Origin of the sequence: Paraburkholderia caffeinitolerans (assembly GCF_902859945.1) — a bacterium.
GTDB classification, from domain to species: domain Bacteria; phylum Pseudomonadota; class Gammaproteobacteria; order Burkholderiales; family Burkholderiaceae; genus Paraburkholderia; species Paraburkholderia caffeinitolerans.
The window spans coordinates 12442-32349 of sequence record NZ_CADIKL010000005.1; the positions used below are offsets into that span (position 1 = coordinate 12442).

The window sequence follows — 19908 nt, forward strand, 5'->3', positions numbered from 1 at the left end:
AATGGCTGCCGCTTGCGCCGCCTGTCCTTCCCGCGGATTCAGCGTCTCTTCGCGACCTTGCCGTCGCGCGTGAGCAGCGCGAGCTTCACGTAGCGGTAGTACGTGGTCTCGGCGTTGTTGATCGCGAGCATCAGCCCCTCGGCGCCGTCGAGAAAGCCCGCGCGGAGCACCCAGGTGCGAAAGAACGCCCAGAAGCCCTTGCCGAGCGCCTTGGCGAGCGACGAGCGCTTGCCGTCCTCGGCCATCGTGAGCGCGCCGGCCGTCGAGTAGGCGTTGGTCTTTTCGAGCGCTTCGTGCAGGTCGGGAATCGAAATATGGATGATCGGGCCGTCGAGCCTGCCGATCGTGCCCTGAATCTCCAGATGCGTGTGGGTGCGCACGTCGGTGAAGCGCGCGCTGCCGCGCCGGAACAGGCGCTCGATGCGGTCGGGCCACCAGCCCGAGTGCTTCATGAAACGCCCGCAGAAGCTCGAGCGGCGCGGCGTGCTGAACGCGGCGTGGGTCGTGCCTTCGGCGAGCAGGCGCTCCAGTTCGGCGCGCAGTTCGGGGCTCAGGCGCTCGTCGGCGTCCAGACAGATCACCCAGTCGCCGCGCGCCTCGGCCAGCGCGCGGTTTTTCTGCGGGCCGTCGCCGGGCCAGTCGGTCTCGAACACGCGCGCGCCTAGCTCGCGGCAGATGTTGGGCGTGCCGTCGGTGCTGCCGGAATCGAACACGATGGTTTCCATCGCGAGCCCGCGCACCGATTCGAGGCAGTCGCGAATGTCGTGCGCCTCGTTCATCGCCACCACGATGACCGAAAGGGTGGCCTGCGGTGTGCCGCTCGGGCGGGTCGGAGAAAGTCCGTCGGACATGGAGAGGACGCCTGTTCTGGAGGGATGTCGGAAGCGGTGAACCGCACCGCGCCCGCTGGGAATCAGCCGGGCGCGGAGGTGCGTATTCTAGACGATGGTGGACGATGTGCCGGGGCGGGCTGGGCGCCTGCAGGCGAATATTCGGGGCGTGATCGCTGTTGTTGCATTCCCGGTGGATCGCACGGCGTGCTGCGTCAAGCGTATACAATGCGTACCGCGCCGCCGGACCATCTGTCAGACGATCTGCTTTGAACCGGCCGGCGGCATGGGCAAGTGGCCCAGTCACGCATGCAGTCCCGCCGGTATTTCCACCCGCATTTCCAGTTCACGCTTTTCCAGAGGATTCCTTGAGCGAGACCTCCCCTCAATCCACTCTCAGCAAGCCGATCGGCACCGGCCCGAAGTCGACTGCCTCGTCGGTCGGCCGGCGTCTCTGGCCGTATATCAAGCCGCTCTTCTGGGTGGCGGTCGCCGCCATCGTCACGCTTGCGATCGTGGCCGCGACCGAGGCTGGGATCCCGGCGCTTCTCAAGCCGCTGCTCGACCACGGCTTCGGCACCAAGGGCAGCCCGAGCGCACGATGGATCGTGCCCGCCGCCGTGATCGGCCTCGCGCTCGTGCGCGGCCTCGCGCAATACGCGTCCGGCTATCTGCTCCAGTACATGACCAACAAGATCCTGCTGGAACTGCGCCTGAAGATGTTCGAGCGCATGATCCATGCGAGCGTCGGGTTCTTCCAGCGCGAGACGGCGAGCACGGTCATCAACGCGATCGTGTTCGAGGTCAACCAGATCCTCGGCGTGCTGCTGAGCGTGCTGGTCACGTCGGTGCGCGACTCGCTCACGGTGGTCTTCCTGCTGGGCTATCTGTTCATTCTGAACTGGCGCCTCACGCTGATCGTGGCCGTGCTGCTGCCGGCCATCGGCTGGCTCGTCAGCAAGATCAACCGGCGCCTGCGCCGCCTGAACCGCGAGCATCAGGCGCTCACGAACGAGCTGTCGTACATCGTCGAAGAGACGGTGGGCGGCTACAAGGTCGTCAAGGTTCACAACGGCGAGCAGTACGAAATGGACCGCTTCGGCGAGATGAGCAAGCGGCTGCGCGGCTATCAGATGCGCATGACGATCTCGGGCGGCCTTGCGCAGCCGATCACGCAGTTCCTCGCGTCGATCGCGCTTGCGATCGTCATCACGATCGCCGTGGTGCAGGCCTCGAACGACCAGACCACCGTGGGCGGCTTCGTTGCGTTCGTGACCTCGATGCTGCTCGTGATCTCGCCGCTCAAGCATCTGATCGACGTGAACCAGCCGTTGCAGCGCGGCATGACGGCCGCCGAGCTGATCTTCGGCCTCATCGACGAGCCGGTCGAGCCGGCGGGCGGCGGCAAGCCGCTCGAGCGCGCGCGCGGCGAGATCGAATTCCGCAACGTGTCGTTCTCCTATGGGCCCGGTGCGCGCTCGATCCTGGAGAACGTGACGTTCAGCGCGGCACCGGGCGAGATGATCGCGCTGGCGGGCCCGTCGGGCAGTGGCAAGACCACGCTCGTGAACCTGCTGCCGCGCTTTTTCGATCCGAGTGGCGGCGAGGTTCTCGTCGATGGCGTGCCGTTGCCCGAGTACGACATCCATGCGCTGCGCAGCCAGATCGCGATGGTGAGCCAGGACGTGACGCTCTTTAACGACACGGTCGCAAACAACGTGGCCTATGGCGAGCAGGCCGACCTCGCGCGCGTGGAAGAGGCGCTGCGCGCGGCCAACCTCTGGGACACGATCACGGCATTGCCCGAAGGCATCGAGACGCGGGTTGGCGACAACGGCATGAAGCTCTCGGGCGGCCAGCGTCAGCGTCTTGCGATCGCGCGCGCGATCTACAAGGACGCGCCGATCCTGATTCTCGACGAAGCGACGTCGGCGCTCGACTCCGAGTCGGAGCGCCACGTGCAGGCGGCGCTCGAAACGCTGATGAAGGGCCGTACGACGCTCGTGATCGCGCATCGGCTTTCGACCATCGAGCGCGCGGACCGCATTCTCGTGATGGAGGCGGGCCGTATTGCCGAGCGCGGCTCGCATCAGCAACTGCTTGAGCAGCGCGGGCTGTACGCGCACCTGCACAAGATCCAGTTCCAGCAGAACGCCGCGTAAGCGGTGGCAAGCGCAGGAGAGAGGCGCCCGATGCCGGGCGCCTGGTTGGCTCGCGGGTAGTCAGCGCGTTGTTAGCAGGTTCTCAGCAGGTTTTCAGCAGGTTCTTGGCGGCTTGCCGCGCCGTGTTCGACTTCGCGCTTGCGCGACACGCGCGCCAAATCGTGATTCATGTCGGCCAGCGCACATCGGACGGTCGATTGTCGTGTTGACGGGGCCAGCCAGGCACTACTGCCCGTTTTGGGTATGCGAGATGCTCTGGCAGACCTGCGGCCCGCCGTATTGCGGGAGTCTTTCCGGATCGTGTGAGGCATGGCACGGTCTGCAGCGGCCCGGGCGCACGGCGCTGCGGCATTGTGTGGAACTGGCGCTTTATAATCGGCCCACGCGAGAACTGCGCCCACAATAATTCATAGGTCGGACGGGTCATGAAGGTTGGAATCTCCTGCAACGCGCTCAAGCACAGCGGCGGCCTGGAACGCTACGCGATGGACCTCATCCGGGGTCTCGCCGCGCGCGGCGTGCGGCCCGTGTTCTTCGCACGCAAGTTTGATCCCTCCGTGCCGGAATATGCGCTCGTGGAGCCGCACCGCATCAACGTCTCCCTGCTGCCGGGAAAGCTGCGCGACATGTGGTTCTCGCGGCGGCTGGCCACCTTGCGCCGCCGCGCGGGCGTGGACGTGCTGATCGGTTGTAATCGGGTCGACGGATCGGAGATCGCCATTTGCGGCGGCACGCACCGCGGTTTTCTACGAGCGATGGGGCGCCCGCTGCGCGGCTCCGACAGCCGGCAAATCGCGCTCGAAAGCCAGCAATATGCTCGATCGCGCGTGATCATCGCGCATTCTGAGCTTATGTGTTCTGAACTTCGCGAATTGTATGGCGTGGACGAGGCGAAAATCCGCGTACTCTGTCCGCCTGTGGATGATGAGCGCTTCTCGCCCGTGGACGCCAGCACGCGCGCCGCACTGCGCCGCCAATACGGGTTCGGCGACCACGAAACGGTCTTGCTGTTTGCGTCGAGCAGTCACGAGCGCAAGGGCTTGCCGCTCATCGAACAGGTGGTCGCCGCGCTGGACCTGCCGGTCGTGGTGGCCGTGGCGGGCCGCCCGCCAGAGCGCGCAAGTGCGCGCGTGCGCTACCTCGGCTATGTGAAGGACCTCGAAAACGCCTATCGCGCGGCCGATTACTCGATTCTCGCGTCGACCTACGAGCCGTTCGGGCTGGTAGGCATCGAATCGGTCATGTGCGGTACGCCGGTAATCTTTTCGTCGAATATCGGCTGCTGCGACGCCATCGGCGACAGCGCCAAATATCTGTTCCAGCCTGGTGACTCGGCCGATCTGCGCCGTGCGATCGAGGCCGCCGTGGCGGCGCGCGGACAGCGCGTCGAACCGGCCGACCCGGGTGACCCATCGGGTCCGCACCCCGCCGTCCTGTACGACGCGACCGTGCAAGCACACGTGGACGCGCTGCTCGAACTCGTGGCGGACATTTCCCCGACCCACTAGTTTGGGCCTCGCACCCGTCCATGTACGGCACGCGGCGTCTTCAGTGATTCTTCCGCAGTCTGGAAAGGTCCTCCATGGTTTTAGGTGTTAACCCTGGAGTCTGGCAGGCATACGATGCGTACATCGGCCGCATGCACAGACAAACAGTCGCACATCGGCCGCCCTGAACCCACTGGAGGTCGTAATCATGAAGTCCCTGATTCAAGCCGTTGCTATTGCCGCTGTCCTCGTTGCTCCCGTTGCTTCGTTCGCCCAGTCGCAGTCGACTATTACCCGCGCTCAAGTGCGCGAAGAGCTCGTGCAACTGCAGAAGGTCGGTTATCGCGTCGGCGATGGCGATCAGGTGCATTACCCCGAAGCGATTCAGGCCGCCCAGGCCAAGGTGGCCGCGATGAATGGCAACAGCGCTTATGGCGGTGTCGCGAACACGACGGAATCGGGGGCGCGTGGCGCGAAGGTGTCGGCGGAAGACTGGAACGCGATGTACGCGCACCCCTGAGCCGCGAGTGCGCTAGTGCCGCTCTAATATGGACTCGAATGAGCGCGGCGCCGCCGGAGGGCGCGCCGCCGAAGGGCGGCTGAAGACTACCCGCCCGCGGCAGCCCAAGGGGCAACCCGCCGGCCGGCCTATCGCCCCGACGTCTCCCCGAGCAGATTTTCGGCGCGCAGTTGCGTGAGCAGCGTGCGCGCCTCTTCGACTGGCTCGCCCGTCATCGGATGGAAGACGAAACGCGGCGAGGTCGCCAACGTCGGATAGTGCTTGCGCGTGCTGCGCGAATACGCCGGATCGTAGTGCTCGGTCACGAGCGTCTCGGACAGCGCCGCGTGGTGGCCTTCTTCCAGCAGACGGCACCACGACTCGATGCGCTCGCGCCCATGCAGCGGCGTGAGCTTCAACAATTGCTCGCGGAAATAGGTCTGGTCATTGAGCAGGTGGCCATACTCTTCGAGCAGCAGCGCCACGCGCTCCTTGAGCGCAACCTCGACCACGACGCACGTTGCCGCGTGGATGCCCTCTACCAGCGCGACAGGCAGCGTGATCGCGCCGATGCGCCGGCTTTCCGCTTCCACGAACACGGGCTGCGCGGGGTCGAGTGTGCGCAGTTGTTGCACCAGCGCCGTATCGAACGACTTTTGCGCAGGTTGCCCGCGCGCGGGCAACGCGCCGAGCAGCGAGCCGCGATGCGCGGCAAGCGCTTCGAGATCGAGCGTTTGCGCGCCGGCCTGGCCGAGCGCCTGTAACAGGCGCGTCTTGCCGCTGCCCGTGGGGCCGGCGAGCACGACGTAGCGCAACTGTCCGGGCAGCGTGCCGAGCGACTCGACCACGGCGTTCCGGTAGGTCTTGTAGCCGCCTTCGAGCTGCCGCGCACGCCAGCCGATCATGTTGAACATGGTCGTCATCGAGCCCGAGCGTTTGCCGCCGCGCCAGCAATAGACGAGCGGGCGCCAGTTGCGCGGACGGTCGGCGAAAGTCGTGTCCAGATGCATGGCGATATTGCGCGCGGCGATCGCCGCGCCCACGCGGGTGGCGTCGAAGGGCGAGTTCTTGTACAGGGTGCCGACGATCACGCGCTCCTCGTTGCTGAGCACGGGAGCGTTGATCGCGCCGGGCACATGGTCCTCGGCGTATTCGAGCGGCGTTCTCACGTCGATGATCTCGTCGAACTCGCCCAGTTGGGAAAGGGTGGCGCGCTGGTGATTCAACTGCGGTGCTCCGATGTGGCGGGCGGCGGCCGCGCGCCGGTGTCGCGCAGGGCTAATAGCGAATGATATACGGTGCGGCGACCGCCGGCAGTGTAGGGGCAGGCGGGGCGGTGCCTGCGGGGATGGCGTTGCGGGTGCGCGCGTTCGACCATGCGCACTGATTCTGGCTGATCCAGCCGCCCCCTACATCAACACAATATCGTACTGCTCCTGGCTCAAATTCGACTCCACCTGCAACGACACCGGCTTGCCGATGAAGTCGATCAGCATCGCGAGATGCTGCGATTCTTCTTCGAGAAACAGATCGATCACCTGCTGCGAAGCCACCACGCGAAACTCGCGCGGATTGAACTGGCGCGACTCACGCAGGATTTCGCGCAGCACGTCGTAGCACACGGTGCGCGAGGTCTTCACCTGCCCCTTGCCAAGACACGTGGGGCAGGGCTCGCACAGCACATGCGCGAGCGATTCGCGCGTGCGCTTTCTCGTCATCTCCACGAGCCCGAGTTGCGAGAAGCCGTTCACGGTCACGCGCGTGCGGTCGCGCGAGAGCGCCTTCTTCAGCTCGCCGAGCACCTGGTCGCGGTGCTCGACGTTTTCCATGTCGATGAAGTCGATGATGATCACACCGCCCAGATTGCGCAGCCGCAACTGGCGCGCGATGGTGTGCGCCGCTTCGAGATTGGTCTTGAAGATCGTATCGTCGAAATTGCGCGCGCCCACGTAGCCGCCCGTGTTCACGTCGATGGTCGTCATCGCTTCGGTCTGGTCGATCACGAGGTAGCCGCCCGACTTGAGGTCGACGCGCCGCGAGAGCGCGCGCTGGATCTCGGCCTCGATGTTGTAGAGGTCGAACAGCGGCCGCTCGCCCGTGTAGTGATGCAGCTTCGCCAGCACGGCGGGCGTGAATTCGGCGGCGAATTCGGTGAGCTTCTGGAACGTTTCGCGCGAATCGACCTGAATGCGCGAGGTCTCGTCGTTCACGAAATCGCGCAGCACGCGCTGCGCGAGATTGAGGTCTTGATAGAGCAGGCTCGTGGCCGGCATGCGCTGCGACAGCGCGAGGATCGTCGCCCACGTCTTGCGCAGGTAGGCGACATCGGCGGCAAGCTCTTCGCTCGTGGCGTCCTCGGCGATGGTGCGCACGATATAGCCGCCTTTCTCGTCGGCGGGCAGCACGGCGGTCAGGCGCGCGCGCACGGCTTCGCGCTCCGCTTCGCTTTCGATCTTCTGCGAGATGCCGATGTGCGGCTCTTGCGGCAGATAGACGAGCGTGCGGCCCGCGATGCTCACCTGCGTCGAAAGACGCGCGCCCTTGGTGCCGATCGGATCCTTCACGACCTGGACCATCAGCGTTTGCCCTTCGAACACGGTCTTTTCGATGGGCTGATGATGCACGCTCGCATGCGCCTCGCCCGCGATGCGCGGATGCCAGATATCGGCAACGTGGAGGAACGCCGCGCGCTCGAGGCCGATGTCGATGAACGCCGACTGCATGCCCGGCAGCACGCGCACGACCTTGCCGAGATAGACGTTGCCGACGCGCCCGCGCGACAGCGTGCGTTCGACGTGAAGCTCCTGGACTGCACCTTGCTGGACCAGCGCAACACGCGTCTCCTGAGGCGTGACGTTGATCAGGATTTCTTCGTTCATGATTGCTTTTAGAAGTCGATGCCGGCGGCGCGCAAGAGGGCGGCCGTTTCGAAAAGTGGCAAACCCATGATACCCGAATAGGACCCGTCGATTCGCTCGATGAACTCGGCGGCGCGCCCCTGGATGCCGTATGCGCCGGCCTTGCCGAAGGGCTCGCCGCTCGCGACGTAGCGTGCCAGCCCGGCGGGCAGCGCGGAGGCGAAGCGCACGTGCGAGCGCGAGAGTGCGAGCGGCAGGCACACGCCTTCCGCGTTGACCACGGCCACGGCGGTCAGCACTTCGTGTTCGCGGCCGGCGAGCCGTTCGAGCATCGCGTAGGCATCGGCCGCGTCGTGCGGCTTGCCGAGGATATGGCCGTCGATGCTCACCGTGGTGTCGGCCGTGAGGATCGGCGCATGCGCGTGGGCGCCTGCAACGAGCCGGGCGCGCGCGGCATCGGCTTTGGCGGCGCACACGCGCTCGACGTAGACGTCGGCGGATTCGCCTGGCAGCACGGCTTCGAGCGATTCGGCGTCTTCGTCGGGGCGCGGAAGCAGCAGTTCGAAGCGCACGCCGAGTTGCTGCAGCAGTTCCTGGCGGCGCGGGCTCTGCGAGGCGAGATAGACGAACGGATAGGGCGCGGTAGTGGTCATCGGGGCGTTTTTACGTCTTGATGAGGCGGGGATCGGGCTCAGGCGGATTCACACGGATTCACGCGGATTCACGCGGTTTCGCACCTGAGAGGGCCGCCGTGGCGCGTGGATCTCGTGGCGCACACGCCGGCGGGCGTTATGCGCGAGCGCTTCAAACGCGATGATAGGGGTGATTCTGCGTGATGGTCCACGCGCGGTAAAGTTGCTCGGCCAGCAGCACGCGCACCATCGCGTGGGGCAGCGTGAGGGAGGACAGGCGCAGCAGCGTGTCGGCGCGCGCCTTGATCTGCGGATCGAGCCCGTCCGCTCCGCCGATCAGGAACGCCACGTCGCGCCCGTCCTGCTGCCATCCGGGCAGCGCCTGGGCGAGCTGCATGGTGGTCCAGTCGCGGCCGCGTTCGTCGAGCGCCACGATGCGCGCGTTCTTCGGCAACGCGGCTTCGATGCGCGTGCGCTCGGCGGCCATCACGCTTTCGGCTGAACGCCCCGACGAGCGCTGCTCGGGCTTCACCTCGCGCAACTCGATGCGCAACTCGGGCGGCATGCGCTTCGTGTATTCCTCGAAGCCTTCTGCTATCCAGTCCGGCATCTTGTGCCCTACGGCGACGATATGCAGTTTCATGGTGCTAAACGAATGCGGGTGACGCGCTTGTGAGTTCGCTGCGTGCTCAACGTGTTCATAACGAGCTCGTCAACGAGTTCAGCGTGCGCGTTCACTTCGCGTGGATGGCGGAATTACTTCGCGCTGCGACGCGATGCGGCCTTGCGTGCGGGCTTCTTCACGGCGGGCAGGTCGATTTCTTCGTCGTCTTCGCCGTCGATCGGCTCGCTCGGACGCGCGCCGGTGAAGCCCGTGTTGGCCGCGAGCTTCACGCGCACCGGCTTGTCGCCCCAGATTTCCTCGAGGTTGTAGTACTGGCGCAGCGCGGGCTGCAGGATATGGACGACCGCGTCGCCGCAATCCACCAGCACCCATTCGCCGATGTCCTCGCCTTCAGTGCTGATGATGTCGCCGCCGGCTTCCTTGACCTTCTCGCGCACGCTGTTGGCGAGCGCCTTGGTCTGGCGGTTCGAGGTGCCGCTCGCGACGATTACGCGATCGAACAGCTCGGTCAGATGGCTCGTGTTGAAGATGCGAATGTCTTGTGCCTTGACGTCTTCGAGACCGTCGACGATGGCGCGTTGAAGTTTGCGGATGTCCATATTTACCCGTGTTACCTGTACAAATGATGTTGAAGGATATAGTCCCACACTGCCGTGGGGACCTTGTCGGCGGCGCTGCCGCCGTGTGGTTCAGTCGTTGTGTGCGCGGCCGGCGCCGCTGCCCGTGCCGCCTGGGTTGTCTGCGCCGCCACGCGCGCGCCCAGTTCGCGCCGGATTTCGGTGGCCGAAATATCGAGCGCAAGCGCTTCGTCGATCAGCAGGTGCCCGCAGCGCGTGGCCGCGAGCGTAGCGGCGCTGGCGCGCCGCGCGGCCACTTCCGCCGACACGGCGTCTGGCAGCGCCGTGAAATCGAAGCCAGGCCGGCTCGCCACGCCCAGATGCGCGAGCGCGAACAACTCGCGCCAGGCGTGCCACGAATCGAGATGCAGCAGCTGATCGGCGCCCATCAGCAGCGTGAGCGCCGCCTGCGCGTTGCTTTCGCTGCGTGCGCGCCAGCGGCGCAGCGTTTCCACCGTATAGGTGGGGCCGTTGTGCTCGATTTCGTCGGTGTCGACGCTCACCGTCACGCCCGGCAGCACGAGCGAGGCCGCAGCCGCGCGCGTCATCGCAAGGCGATGTTCCACGGCGCTGACTTCGGGCTTCTGCCAGGGCTGGCCCGCGGGCAAAAGGATCAGCTCGGTCAGGCCGAGCACGCGCGCGAAATGGCGCGCGAGCGCGAGATGGCCCTCGTGAATCGGATCGAAGGTGCCACCGAGCAGGCCCACGCGGCGCGCAAGCGCCGCAGGAGGCGCGCCGGCTGGCGCACTCGCGGTGGCGGTCAAGTCTTGCGTCACGGCGTCAGATCCAGTCGCGCACCGGCAGGAAGTCGGTGTACAGGCGTGCTTCGGGCGTGCCTGGTTGCGGCTGCCAGTCGTAGCGCCAGTTCGCGGATGGCGGCATCGACATCAGGATCGACTCGCTGCGACCGCCGCTTTGCAGGCCGAAGTGCGTGCCGCGATCCCAGACCAGATTGAACTCGACGTAGCGGCCGCGCCGGTATGCCTGGAATTCGCGCTCGGCTTCGCCATAAGGCGTGGCGCGGCGCTTTTCGATGATCGGCAGATACGCCTTCAGGAAGCCGTCGCCTACGCTCTTGAGCATCGCGAACGCCTGGTCGAAGCCGCCTTCGGCGTAGTCGTCGAAGAAGATGCCGCCGATGCCGCGCGCTTCGTTGCGGTGCTTGAGGAAGAAGTACTCATCGCACCAGCGCTTGAAGCGCGGGTAGAGATCCGTGCCGTAAGGCGCGAGCGCGTCGTGGCAGACGCGGTGGAAATGCTGCGCGTCTTCCTCGAAGCCGTAATAGGGCGTGAGGTCCATGCCGCCGCCAAACCAGAACACCGGCGCTTCGCCCGCTTTGGTGGCGAGCAGCATGCGCACGTTCATGTGGACGGTCGGGCAGTACGGATTGCGCGGATGCAGCACGAGCGAGACGCCCATCGCCTCGAAGCCGCGTCCGTTGAGTTCGGGGCGGGCGGCCGTGGCCGAGGGCGGCAGGGCGTCGCCCGAGACGTCGGAAAAGCCGATGCCCCCGCGCTCGAAGAACTGGCCGCCTTCGAGAATGCGTGTGCAGCCGCCGCCGCGCAGCTTCTCGCCGGGTTCGCGCTGCCACGCGTCGGTCGCGAAGGGCGTGCCGTCGAACGCGCCGAGCGTGTCGGCGATCCGCGTCTGCAGGCCCGCGAGCCAGGCGCGTACGGCGGCGCTGTCATGGGTTGCGCCAGCGGTTGTGCCTGCGGGCGCTACGGGGGTCGGGCCGTTTTGAGTCGGTTCGGTCATCGGTGGGGCGGGCGAGGCGGCGGGGCCGGCACTGCGCCAGGATTGGGTTCGGAATCGGGGTGCGGGTCGCGCGGCGCGGCCGCTAGCGGCAAGCTTACGCCGTTCGGCGCGGCTTCGCGGTTATGCCGCCCATGCGGCGGCCGCCTGTTGCGCTGCTTATATTGTGCTGCTTCGGGCCGCGCTCGCCTTGCCTGTGCGGCGGACGAGGACTGGCCCGCGCGCGGTCGCCGGCCGGCGTGCGCTTGGCAATTTTGCGGCGCACCATGGCGAGCGCGCCGCCAGGCGGCGAAGCGCCCGCCACGGATGGCCGGCCCACAACAGGCCGGGCATGTGTGGCGCGCGCCTTTCCTGCGCGCGAGGCGTTACTGCTTGCGCCCTGCGGCGCGATAGCCGATGTCGTTGCGATACTGCATGCCGTCGAACGAGATGCGGTTCACGGTTTCGTAAGCCACCTTTTGTGCGCTGCGAACGGAATCGGCGAGGCCCACCACGCACAGCACGCGGCCGCCCGAGGTCACGAGCTTGCCGTCCGCGAACTGCGTGCCCGCGTGGAACGTGACCGACGCATCGGTTTCGGCGGGAATGTCGTTGATGCGGTCGCCCTTGCGCGGCGTATCGGGGTAGTTGTGCGCGGCCAGCACCACGCCGAGCGCGGTGCGACGGTCCCATTCGAGCTCGACCTGGTCGAGCGAGCCGGCGATCGCATGCTCCACCACCTTCGAGAAGTCGCCCTTCAGGCGCGCCATGATCGGCTGCGTTTCCGGGTCGCCCATGCGGCAGTTGAATTCGAGCGTCTTCGGGTTGCCCTGCGCGTCGATCATCAGGCCGGCGTAGAGGAAGCCCGTGTAGCGGATGCCTTCCTTCTCCATGCCCGCCACGGTCGGCAGGATGATTTCGCGCATCACGCGCGCGTGCAGTTGCGGCGTGACGATGGGCGCGGGCGAGTAGGCGCCCATGCCGCCCGTGTTCGGGCCCTGGTCGCCGTCCTGCAGGCGCTTGTGGTCCTGGCTCGACGCGAGCGCGAGCACGTGCTTGCCGTCGACCATGACGATGAAGCTCGCTTCCTCGCCCGCGAGGAATTCCTCGATCACCACGCGCGCGCCGGCGTCGCCGAGCTTGTTGTCGGCGAGCATCATGTCGATGGCCTGATGCGCTTCTTCGAGCGACATCGCCACCACCACGCCCTTGCCCGCGGCAAGGCCGTCGGCCTTGATCACGATGGGCGCGCCGTTTTTCTCGACGTAAGCGTGCGCGGCCGTCGCGTCCGAGAAGGTTTCATAGGCGGCCGTGGGGATGTTGTGGCGCTTCATGAACGCCTTGGCGAAGTCTTTCGAGCTTTCGAGTTGCGCGGCTTCCTTGGTGGGGCCGAACACCTTCAGGCCGCGCTGGCGGAACACGTTGACGATGCCGGCCGCGAGCGGCGCTTCAGGGCCGACCACGGTGAGGGCGACCTGTTCGCGCTCGGCGAAATCGGCGAGCTCGTTGATGTCCGTGATGTCGACGTTGGCGAGCCGCTCGTCCTGCGCGGTGCCGCCGTTGCCCGGTGCGACGTAGACGAGTTGGGTGCGCGGCGACTGCGCTAGCTTCCACGCCAGCGCATGTTCGCGGCCGCCAGAACCGACGACGAGTAACTTCATGTAAATCCCCGAAAGACCAGAACCAGAAACAGTTGCGGCCGGCGCGTCAATGCGCCGGCCGTGAAAGCGTGGGCGGCGAACCGCAGGGCGGCGAACCGCGGCGCGACTCAAGCTCGCCCGAGCGTGGCGCGGCCGGTCAGCCGCAGCGCCCGCTCGCGCCGAAGCGGCTTATTCCTCGTCGATCGACGCGTTGGTGTACACCTCCTGGACGTCGTCCAGGTTTTCGAGCGCGTCGAGCAGCTTTTGCATCTTCACCGCGTCGTCGCCCGTGAACTCGACTTCGGTTTGCGGCTTCATCGTGACTTCGGCCATTTCGGCCTTGAAGCCCGCGCCTTCGAGCGCGTCCTTCACCTTCTGGAAGTCGTTGGGCGGGCAGATCACCTCGATGCTGCCGTCGTCGTTCGTGACGACGTCGTCGGCGCCCGCTTCGAGCGCAGCGTCCATCAGCTTGTCTTCGGGCGTGCCCGGCGCGAACAGGAACTGGCCGACGTGATCGAACATGAACGACACCGAGCCGTCCGTGCCCATGTTGCCGCCGAACTTCGAGAACGCGTGGCGCACTTCCGCGACGGTGCGGGTGCGGTTGTCGGTCATGGTGTCGACGATCACGGCCGCGCCGCCGATGCCGTAGCCTTCGTAGCGGATTTCCTCGTAGTTCGCGCCGTCGACGCCACCCACGCCGCGCTGGATCGCGCGGTTGATGTTGTCCTTGGGCATGTTGGCGTCGTAGGCCTTGTCCACGGCCAGGCGCAGGCGCGGGTTCGTGTCGACCTCGCCGCCACCCATGCGCGCCGCAACCTGGATTTCCTTGATGAGCCGCGTCCAGACCTTGCCGCGCTTCGCGTCAGCAGCCGCCTTCTTGTGCTTGATGTTGGCCCATTTCGAATGACCCGCCATACCTTTCTCCGTCGCACGCTTCACGCGTGCATGGTGCAGTTGTCGTTACCGCAGTTTTCAATACGATGCCGGGGCCGGCGTGGCGCGCTCGTGTATGCGCGGCCGATGCTTCCGTGCCGGTGTGCCCATCCGTGAGTGTCTGTCTGCCCGCAGCCGGTCGCCCGCAGCCGGTCGTCCGTGGCCAGTTTTCGCCCGGCAGGCGCTCGCGCGTGCGGCCGGGCTTGCCGGTGGCGCTTCGTGCGGGACGCGCGCCGAGGACGCGTCGGCGCATTGGGGCGCGCTTCGCGAAGTCCTGGGGACTCGTGGGGACAGTCAGGCAGACCCGGTCGACCCGGTCAGGCAGACGTGAATTTTATCACGCCGGGCTCGCTCGGCCTCCCCCCTCGACGCCCCGGATGCGCCGGGGCGGGGATTTTTTCGGGTGCGCGAACCGCAGCGAAGCGAGGCGGCCGGGGCGCCGCCCCAGGGCGGCATCAGTTCTTGGTGCCGAACAGGCGGTCGCCGGCGTCGCCGAGACCCGGGACGATATAGGCGTGCTCGTTCAGGTGCGTATCGAGCGAGGCCACGTAGAGCCGCACGTCCGGATGCGCCTGCTGGAACACCTCGACGCCTTCGGGCGCGGCCACCAGCGCGAGGAAGCTGATGCGCTCGCCGGGCACGCCGCGGCGCTTGAGCACGTCGATGGCGTGCGCCGCCGAGTAGCCGGTCGCCACCATCGGGTCGCACAGAATGAAGGTGCGGTCCTCGAGGTCGGGCAGGCGCACGAGGTACTCGACCGGGCGGTGGTCGTCGGCGCGATAGACGCCGATGTGGCCGACGCGCGCTGACGGGATCAGCTCGAGCAGGCCGTCGGACATGCCCACGCCTGCGCGCAGCACCGGCACGATCGCGAGCTTCTTGCCGGCGATCACGGGCGCGTCGATCTCGACGAGCGGCGTTTGCACGCGGCGCGTCGTGACCGGCAGCTCGCGCGTGATTTCGTAGCCCATCAGCAGCGTGATCTCGCGCAGCAGCTCGCGGAACGTGCGCGTGGACGTGTTCTGATCGCGCATGTGGCTGAGCTTGTGCTGGATCAGCGGGTGATCGAGGATGAAAAGATTCGGAAAGCGGCTGTCCTGTTTCATGGCGGGGCGCACGAGGCTGCAAGGGGTGTTGGGGGGCGGCGGCGCTGCCGGCTGCATGGGTCCGGCGAGGCTCGCGGGAGCGCTGGGCCGCGCTACAGGCGCAAGTATACGAGAACCGGGCAAGAACGGAGCGGGATCGGGGCCGCGCTGGGCCAGTTTGCGGCACGCGCGGCTCGCGGCGTCCCACGCGCGTGGTCCGATTCTTCTAGAATCGCAAAGTCGGGCGAGAGCCGGCCGCCGCAGTTTCGTCGCTGCGTCGCGACCTCCGGCCGTCACAGATTCGTCACGCCAACCACGAGGACCGTAAAGATGGACATGGGCATCGCAGGACGCAGCGCGCTGGTGTGCGCCGCAAGCAAGGGATTGGGGCGCGGCTGCGCCGAGGCGCTCGCGGCCGAGGGCGTGAACGTGACGATCGTGGCGCGCACGGCGCAAACCCTCGAAGAGACCGCCGCACGGATTCGCGCGAATACCGGCGTCGAAGTGAAGGCCGTGGCCTGCGACATCACCACCGAGGCCGGGCGCGCCGCCGCGCTTGCCGCCTGTCCGTCGCCCGACATTCTCGTGAACAATGCCGGCGGCCCGCCGCCGGGCGACTTTCGCACCTATACGCACGAAGCCTGGCTTGCCGCGCTCGAAGCGAACATGCTCACGCCGATCGCGCTGATCCAGGCCACCATCGACGCCATGAGCCAGCGCGGCTTCGGGCGCATCGTCAACATCACGAGTTCCTCGGTGAAGGCGCCCATCGACGTGCTCGGCCTCTCGAACGGCGCGCGTTCGGGCCTCACGGGTTTCATCGCGGGCGTCGCGCGTCAGGTCGCGGGCACCGGCGTGACGATCAACAACCTGCTGCCGGGCGCCTTCGACACCGACCGCATCCAGGCCACCATCGTGGCGCAGTCGAAGGCGAGCAATCTGTCGCTCGATGAAGTGCGCGCGCGCCGCGTGAAGGCGATTCCGGCGGGCCGCTTCGGCACCTCCGAGGAATTCGGCCGCGCCTGTGCGTTCCTGTGCAGCGTCCATGCGGGCTATATCACGGGACAAAACTGGCTGATCGACGGTGGCGCATATCCAGGAACGTTCTGATCCGGTACGTTCTGTTCCGCGCGCGACGCGCGCGCGGAAGCACTCAATCTCATCGAAACAAGGAAGAAGGCCATGCCCACCCGCGTCGCGCTGATCGCGCACGACCATAAGAAGGACGACATCATCCGGCTCGCCGGCGAGTACGTCGATACGCTGCGCCGCTGCGAGCTGCTCGCGACCGGCACCACGGGCGGGCGCATTGCGGCGGCGCACGGCCTGAACGTCGAGCGCATGCTCTCGGGCCCGCACGGCGGCGACCTGCAGATCGGCGCACAGCTGGCCGAGGGCAATGTCGACGTGGTGATCTTCTTGCGCGACCCCATGACCCCGCAGCCGCACGAGCCCGACATTAACGCGCTGGTGCGCGCCTGCGACGTGCACGACGTGCCGTGCGCGACGAATATCTCGACGGCGCGCATGATCCTCGACGTGCTCACGCTGCGCCTGAAAGAAGAGATCTGAGCGAGACGAGTTCTGGGCGCAGCGCCGCTCGACTCGCACAACTCCCTGGGACTCGCAGTACTCACAGAACGAAGGAGGCAGGATGACCAAGGCAATCCGTTACGAGAAGACCGGCGGCCCCGAAGTGATGAAGTGGGTGGACGTCGCGGTGGGCGAGCCGGGCGAGGGCGAGATCCGCGTGAAGCAAAGCGCATGCGGACTCAATTACATCGACGTGTACTTTCGCACCGGGCTCTATCCGCAGCCGCTGCCGGCCGGTCTCGGCATGGAGGCCGCGGGCGAAGTCGTGGCCGTGGGGCAGGGCGTCACGCTCGTGAAGCCGGGCGACCGCGTGGCATATGTCGGGCGTCCGCCGGGCGCGTATGCGCAGGAGCGCGTGCTGCGCGCGGATCAGGTGATCCGCCTGCCCGATGCGATCAGCGACGAGCAGGCTGCCTCCCTCATGTTGCAGGGCCTGACCGCGCAATATCTGCTGCGCCGCACGTACCGCGTGAAGGCCGGCGACACGATTTTGATCCAGGCCGCCGCGGGCGGCGTGGGCCTCATCGTGTGCCAGTGGGCCAAGGCGTTGGGCGCGACCGTGATCGGCACGGTGAGCTCGGACGAGAAGGCCGAAGTCGCGAAGGCGCATGGCTGCGATTACCCGATCGTCTATACGCGCGAGGACTTCACCGCGCGCGTGCGCGAGATCACGAACGGCGCGGGCGTGCCCGTGGTGTACGACTCGATCGGCAAGGATACCTATACGAAGTCGCTTGACTGCCTCGCGCCGCTTGGCATGTTCGTGAGCTTCGGCAATGCGTCGGGGCCGCTGCCGCCCATCGATTCGTCGGAGTTCGCGGGGCGCGGCTCGCTGTTCTTCACGCGTCCGACGCTCTTCACCTACATCGCGAAGCGTGCCGATTATGAGGCGATGACCGCCGAGTTGTTCGAGGTGGTCGCCTCGGGCAAGGTCAAGACCTCGATCAACCAGCGCTATGCGCTGCAGGACGTGGGCCAGGCTCACGCCGATCTCGAAGCGCGCCGCACGACCGGCTCGACCATTCTGCTGCCGTAATTTCGGGGTATTCACCTGACGGGGGCGCGCGTGCCAGCCATGCGCGTCCCCGTCGCGTTTACGCGATTTTTATACGCGCACCAAAACCTTTGATCCGGATTTAACGCGATAAACATTACCTTACCGCCATCCGTCATCCATAAATGGAGAACACGACAATGGATGTGCTGTATATCGGGGGGCTGGCGGTCTTCGCCGCGCTCACTTACGCGTTGATCGCCGGCTGCGGGAAGCTCATGCAGTACCGCCGCGCGGATCGGGGCGATACGGGGGCGCGCTCATGACCTGGATCTTCTGGCTATCGGGGGCGGCGACACTGTTGCTGTTCGTTTATCTCGTCCATGCGCTGCTGCGCGCGGAGGATATCGAATGAACACCAATAATCTCCTGCAAGCGGGGATTTTCATCGTCGTCCTGCTGGCGCTCGCAGTGCCTGTCGCGGGCTATATCACGCGCGTGCTCGATGGGCGCTCGCGTGTCGTGCGTTTGTTCGCGCCGCTCGAGAATCTGCTTTACCGCGTCGCCGGGGTCGACCCGAGCGCGGAGATGAACTGGAAGCGCTACGCGCTGGTGGCCATCTCGTTCAATGTGCTGGGCGTGGGCTTTCTTTACGTGCTGCTGCGCATTCAAGGCTGGCTGCCCGCCAATCCGCAGAGCTTCGGCGCGATGACGCCGGACGGCGCGTTCAACACTGCCGTCTCCTTCGTCACCAACACGAACTGGCAGGACTACACGCCCGAGCAGACCGTGAGCTACCTCACGCAGATGCTTGGCCTCACCGTGCAGAACTTCCTCTCGGCGGCCACGGGCATCGTCGTGGTGATCGCGCTGATTCGCGGTTTCGCGCGCCATTCGGCGCAAACCATCGGCAACTTCTGGGTCGATCTCACGCGCACGACGCTCTACATCCTCGTGCCGATGGCGGCGATCGTCGCGGCGCTGCTGATGAGCCAGGGCATGATCCAGAACTTCAAGTCGTATCAGGACGTGCCGACGCTCCAGACCACCACCTACGCGGCGCCCAAGCTCGACGCGCAGGGCAATCCGGTCAAGGACGCGAAGGGCAACCCCGTCACCGTCGATACGAAAGCCACGACGCAGACGCTCGCCATGGGTCCGGTCGCCTCGCAGGAAGCGATCAAGATGCTCGGCACCAACGGCGGTGGCTTCTTCAACGCGAACTCGGCGCATCCGTACGAGAATCCCACGCCGTTCTCGAACTTCGTCGAAATGTTGGCGATCCTGATTATTCCGGCTGCGCTATGTCTCGTGTTCGGCAATGTCGTGGGCGACCGCAGGCAGGGCGTGGCGGTGCTCGCGGTGATGACGATCGCGTTCGCCGTCGCGGTGGGCGTCGAGCTCTCGGCCGAGCAGGCGGGCAATCCGATGCTAGCGTCGCTGAACGTCGATCAGCACGCCAGCGCGATGCAAGCCGGCGGCAACATGGAAGGCAAGGAAACGCGTTTCGGCATTGCGCAGACGGGCATCTTCGTCGTGGCGACCACGGCGGCTTCGTGCGGCGCGGTGAATGCGATGCACGACTCGCTCACGCCGCTCGGCGGCCTCGTGCCGATGCTCTTCATCCAGCTTGGCGAAGTGATCTTCGGCGGAGTGGGTTCGGGCCTCTACGGCATGCTCGTGTTCGCGCTGCTAGCCGTATTCGTGGCGGGCCTGATGATCGGGCGCACGCCCGAGTACGTGGGCAAGAAGATCGAATCGTTCGAGATGAAGATGGTCGCGATCGTCGTGCTGCTCACGCCGATGCTGGTGCTGCTCGGCACCTCGATCGCCGTGCTGGCCGATGCGGGCAAGGCGGGCATCGCCAACCCCGGCGCGCATGGCTTCTCCGAAATCCTCTATGCGTTCAGCTCCGCTGCGAACAACAACGGCAGCGCGTTCGCGGGGCTTTCGGTCAATACGCCGTTCTACAACTGGCTGCTCGGCATCGCAATGTGGTTCGGCCGATTCGGCACCATCGTTCCGGTGCTCGCGATTGCCGGCTCGCTCGCGAGCAAGAAGCGCATTGCTGTGACGGGCGGCACGCTGCCCACGCACGGGCCGCTCTTCGTCGTGCTGCTGCTCGGCACCGTGCTGCTGGTGGGCGCGCTCACCTATGTGCCGGCGCTCGCGCTCGGCCCCGGTGTGGAGCATCTGATCATGATGGGCGTGCATTGAAC

At 66.3% G+C, this 19908-nt stretch carries 20 protein-coding genes; 9 read left to right on the forward strand and 11 right to left on the reverse strand.

The annotated features are described in order from the left end of the window. Nucleotides 1-38 precede the first annotated feature (38 nt). The gene (locus tag HV773_RS06035) at nucleotides 39-851 is read right to left on the reverse strand and encodes a glycosyltransferase family 2 protein (RefSeq protein ID WP_129561549.1); all 813 of its coding nucleotides are present in this window, start codon (nucleotides 849-851) and stop codon (nucleotides 39-41) included. A 347-nt stretch (nucleotides 852-1198) separates the two neighbouring features. Between HV773_RS06035 and msbA the strand changes: the two genes are divergently transcribed. The 3 genes from msbA (at nucleotide 1199) to HV773_RS06050 (ending at nucleotide 4999) form a co-directional block, all read left to right on the forward strand. Continuing rightward, on the forward strand, nucleotides 1199-2992 hold the full coding sequence (msbA, locus tag HV773_RS06040; protein WP_227875370.1) for a lipid A export permease/ATP-binding protein MsbA: 1794 nt from the start codon (nucleotides 1199-1201) through the stop codon (nucleotides 2990-2992). 425 nt (nucleotides 2993-3417) lie between these two features. Continuing rightward, nucleotides 3418-4500 (forward strand): glycosyltransferase family 4 protein, encoded by a 1083-nt coding sequence (locus tag HV773_RS06045; protein ID WP_129561550.1) that lies wholly within the window; start codon nucleotides 3418-3420, stop codon nucleotides 4498-4500. Nucleotides 4501-4687: 187 nt separating this feature from the next. Continuing rightward, entirely contained in the window at nucleotides 4688-4999 is a 312-nt protein-coding gene (locus tag HV773_RS06050) for a DUF4148 domain-containing protein (RefSeq protein WP_129561551.1), read from the forward strand. 128 nt (nucleotides 5000-5127) lie between these two features. Here HV773_RS06050 and mnmH read toward each other — a convergent pair whose 3' ends face one another. The 10 genes from mnmH to upp all read right to left on the reverse strand — a co-directional run bounded on the left by mnmH (nucleotide 5128) and on the right by upp (nucleotide 15123). Then, nucleotides 5128-6204 (reverse strand): tRNA 2-selenouridine(34) synthase MnmH, encoded by a 1077-nt coding sequence (mnmH, locus tag HV773_RS06055; RefSeq protein ID WP_129561552.1) that lies wholly within the window; start codon nucleotides 6202-6204, stop codon nucleotides 5128-5130. A 183-nt stretch (nucleotides 6205-6387) separates the two neighbouring features. After that, a complete protein-coding gene (gene rng, locus HV773_RS06060; RefSeq protein WP_129561553.1) occupies nucleotides 6388-7857 on the reverse strand; it encodes a ribonuclease G in 1470 nt (489 codons plus the stop codon). Nucleotides 7858-7865: 8 nt separating this feature from the next. Next, nucleotides 7866-8489, reverse strand: a complete 624-nt coding sequence (locus tag HV773_RS06065) for a Maf family protein (protein WP_129561554.1) — start codon at nucleotides 8487-8489, stop codon at nucleotides 7866-7868. Between the two features lie 151 nt (nucleotides 8490-8640). Then, nucleotides 8641-9111: a 23S rRNA (pseudouridine(1915)-N(3))-methyltransferase RlmH gene (gene rlmH, locus HV773_RS06070; RefSeq protein ID WP_129561555.1), complete on the reverse strand. Its 471-nt coding sequence runs from the start codon at nucleotides 9109-9111 to the stop codon at nucleotides 8641-8643. A 113-nt stretch (nucleotides 9112-9224) separates the two neighbouring features. Then, nucleotides 9225-9692, reverse strand: a complete 468-nt coding sequence (rsfS, locus tag HV773_RS06075) for a ribosome silencing factor (protein WP_129561556.1) — start codon at nucleotides 9690-9692, stop codon at nucleotides 9225-9227. A gap of 11 nt (nucleotides 9693-9703) precedes the next feature. Further along, entirely contained in the window at nucleotides 9704-10486 is a 783-nt protein-coding gene (locus HV773_RS06080; protein WP_129561557.1) for a nicotinate-nucleotide adenylyltransferase, read from the reverse strand. A gap of 4 nt (nucleotides 10487-10490) precedes the next feature. Further along, nucleotides 10491-11465, reverse strand: coding sequence for an oxygen-dependent coproporphyrinogen oxidase (gene hemF, locus HV773_RS06085; protein WP_129561558.1), 975 nt, complete (start codon nucleotides 11463-11465; stop codon nucleotides 10491-10493). A gap of 362 nt (nucleotides 11466-11827) precedes the next feature. Then, nucleotides 11828-13102, reverse strand: a complete 1275-nt coding sequence (gene purD / locus HV773_RS06090; RefSeq protein WP_129561559.1) for a phosphoribosylamine--glycine ligase — start codon at nucleotides 13100-13102, stop codon at nucleotides 11828-11830. 168 nt (nucleotides 13103-13270) lie between these two features. Further along, nucleotides 13271-13999: a YebC/PmpR family DNA-binding transcriptional regulator gene (locus HV773_RS06095; RefSeq protein WP_129561560.1), complete on the reverse strand. Its 729-nt coding sequence runs from the start codon at nucleotides 13997-13999 to the stop codon at nucleotides 13271-13273. 473 nt (nucleotides 14000-14472) lie between these two features. Then, nucleotides 14473-15123 carry a uracil phosphoribosyltransferase gene (gene upp, locus HV773_RS06100; RefSeq protein ID WP_129561561.1) on the reverse strand — a complete coding sequence of 217 codons (651 nt, stop codon included), beginning with the start codon at nucleotides 15121-15123 and terminating at the stop codon, nucleotides 14473-14475. Between the two features lie 309 nt (nucleotides 15124-15432). Between upp and HV773_RS06105 the strand changes: the two genes are divergently transcribed. From HV773_RS06105 to kdpA, 6 genes are all read left to right on the forward strand, one after another. Continuing rightward, complete coding sequence (locus tag HV773_RS06105; RefSeq protein WP_129561562.1) at nucleotides 15433-16212, forward strand: SDR family oxidoreductase; 780 nt, start codon at nucleotides 15433-15435, stop codon at nucleotides 16210-16212. A 72-nt stretch (nucleotides 16213-16284) separates the two neighbouring features. Beyond that, nucleotides 16285-16674 (forward strand): methylglyoxal synthase, encoded by a 390-nt coding sequence (locus tag HV773_RS06110; RefSeq protein WP_129561563.1) that lies wholly within the window; start codon nucleotides 16285-16287, stop codon nucleotides 16672-16674. 82 nt (nucleotides 16675-16756) lie between these two features. Next, nucleotides 16757-17731 carry a quinone oxidoreductase family protein gene (locus HV773_RS06115; protein ID WP_129561564.1) on the forward strand — a complete coding sequence of 325 codons (975 nt, stop codon included), beginning with the start codon at nucleotides 16757-16759 and terminating at the stop codon, nucleotides 17729-17731. Nucleotides 17732-17889: 158 nt separating this feature from the next. Next, nucleotides 17890-18015, forward strand: a complete 126-nt coding sequence (locus HV773_RS06120; protein WP_035527161.1) for a hypothetical protein — start codon at nucleotides 17890-17892, stop codon at nucleotides 18013-18015. Then, a complete protein-coding gene (kdpF, locus tag HV773_RS06125) occupies nucleotides 18012-18104 on the forward strand; it encodes a K(+)-transporting ATPase subunit F (protein ID WP_027819619.1) in 93 nt (30 codons plus the stop codon). Before HV773_RS06120 ends, kdpF begins: the two co-directional genes overlap by 4 nt. Beyond that, nucleotides 18101-19906 carry a potassium-transporting ATPase subunit KdpA gene (gene kdpA / locus HV773_RS06130; RefSeq protein ID WP_129561565.1) on the forward strand — a complete coding sequence of 602 codons (1806 nt, stop codon included), beginning with the start codon at nucleotides 18101-18103 and terminating at the stop codon, nucleotides 19904-19906. The genes kdpF and kdpA overlap by 4 nt, the downstream gene beginning before the upstream one ends. Nucleotides 19907-19908: the final 2 nt, after the last annotated feature.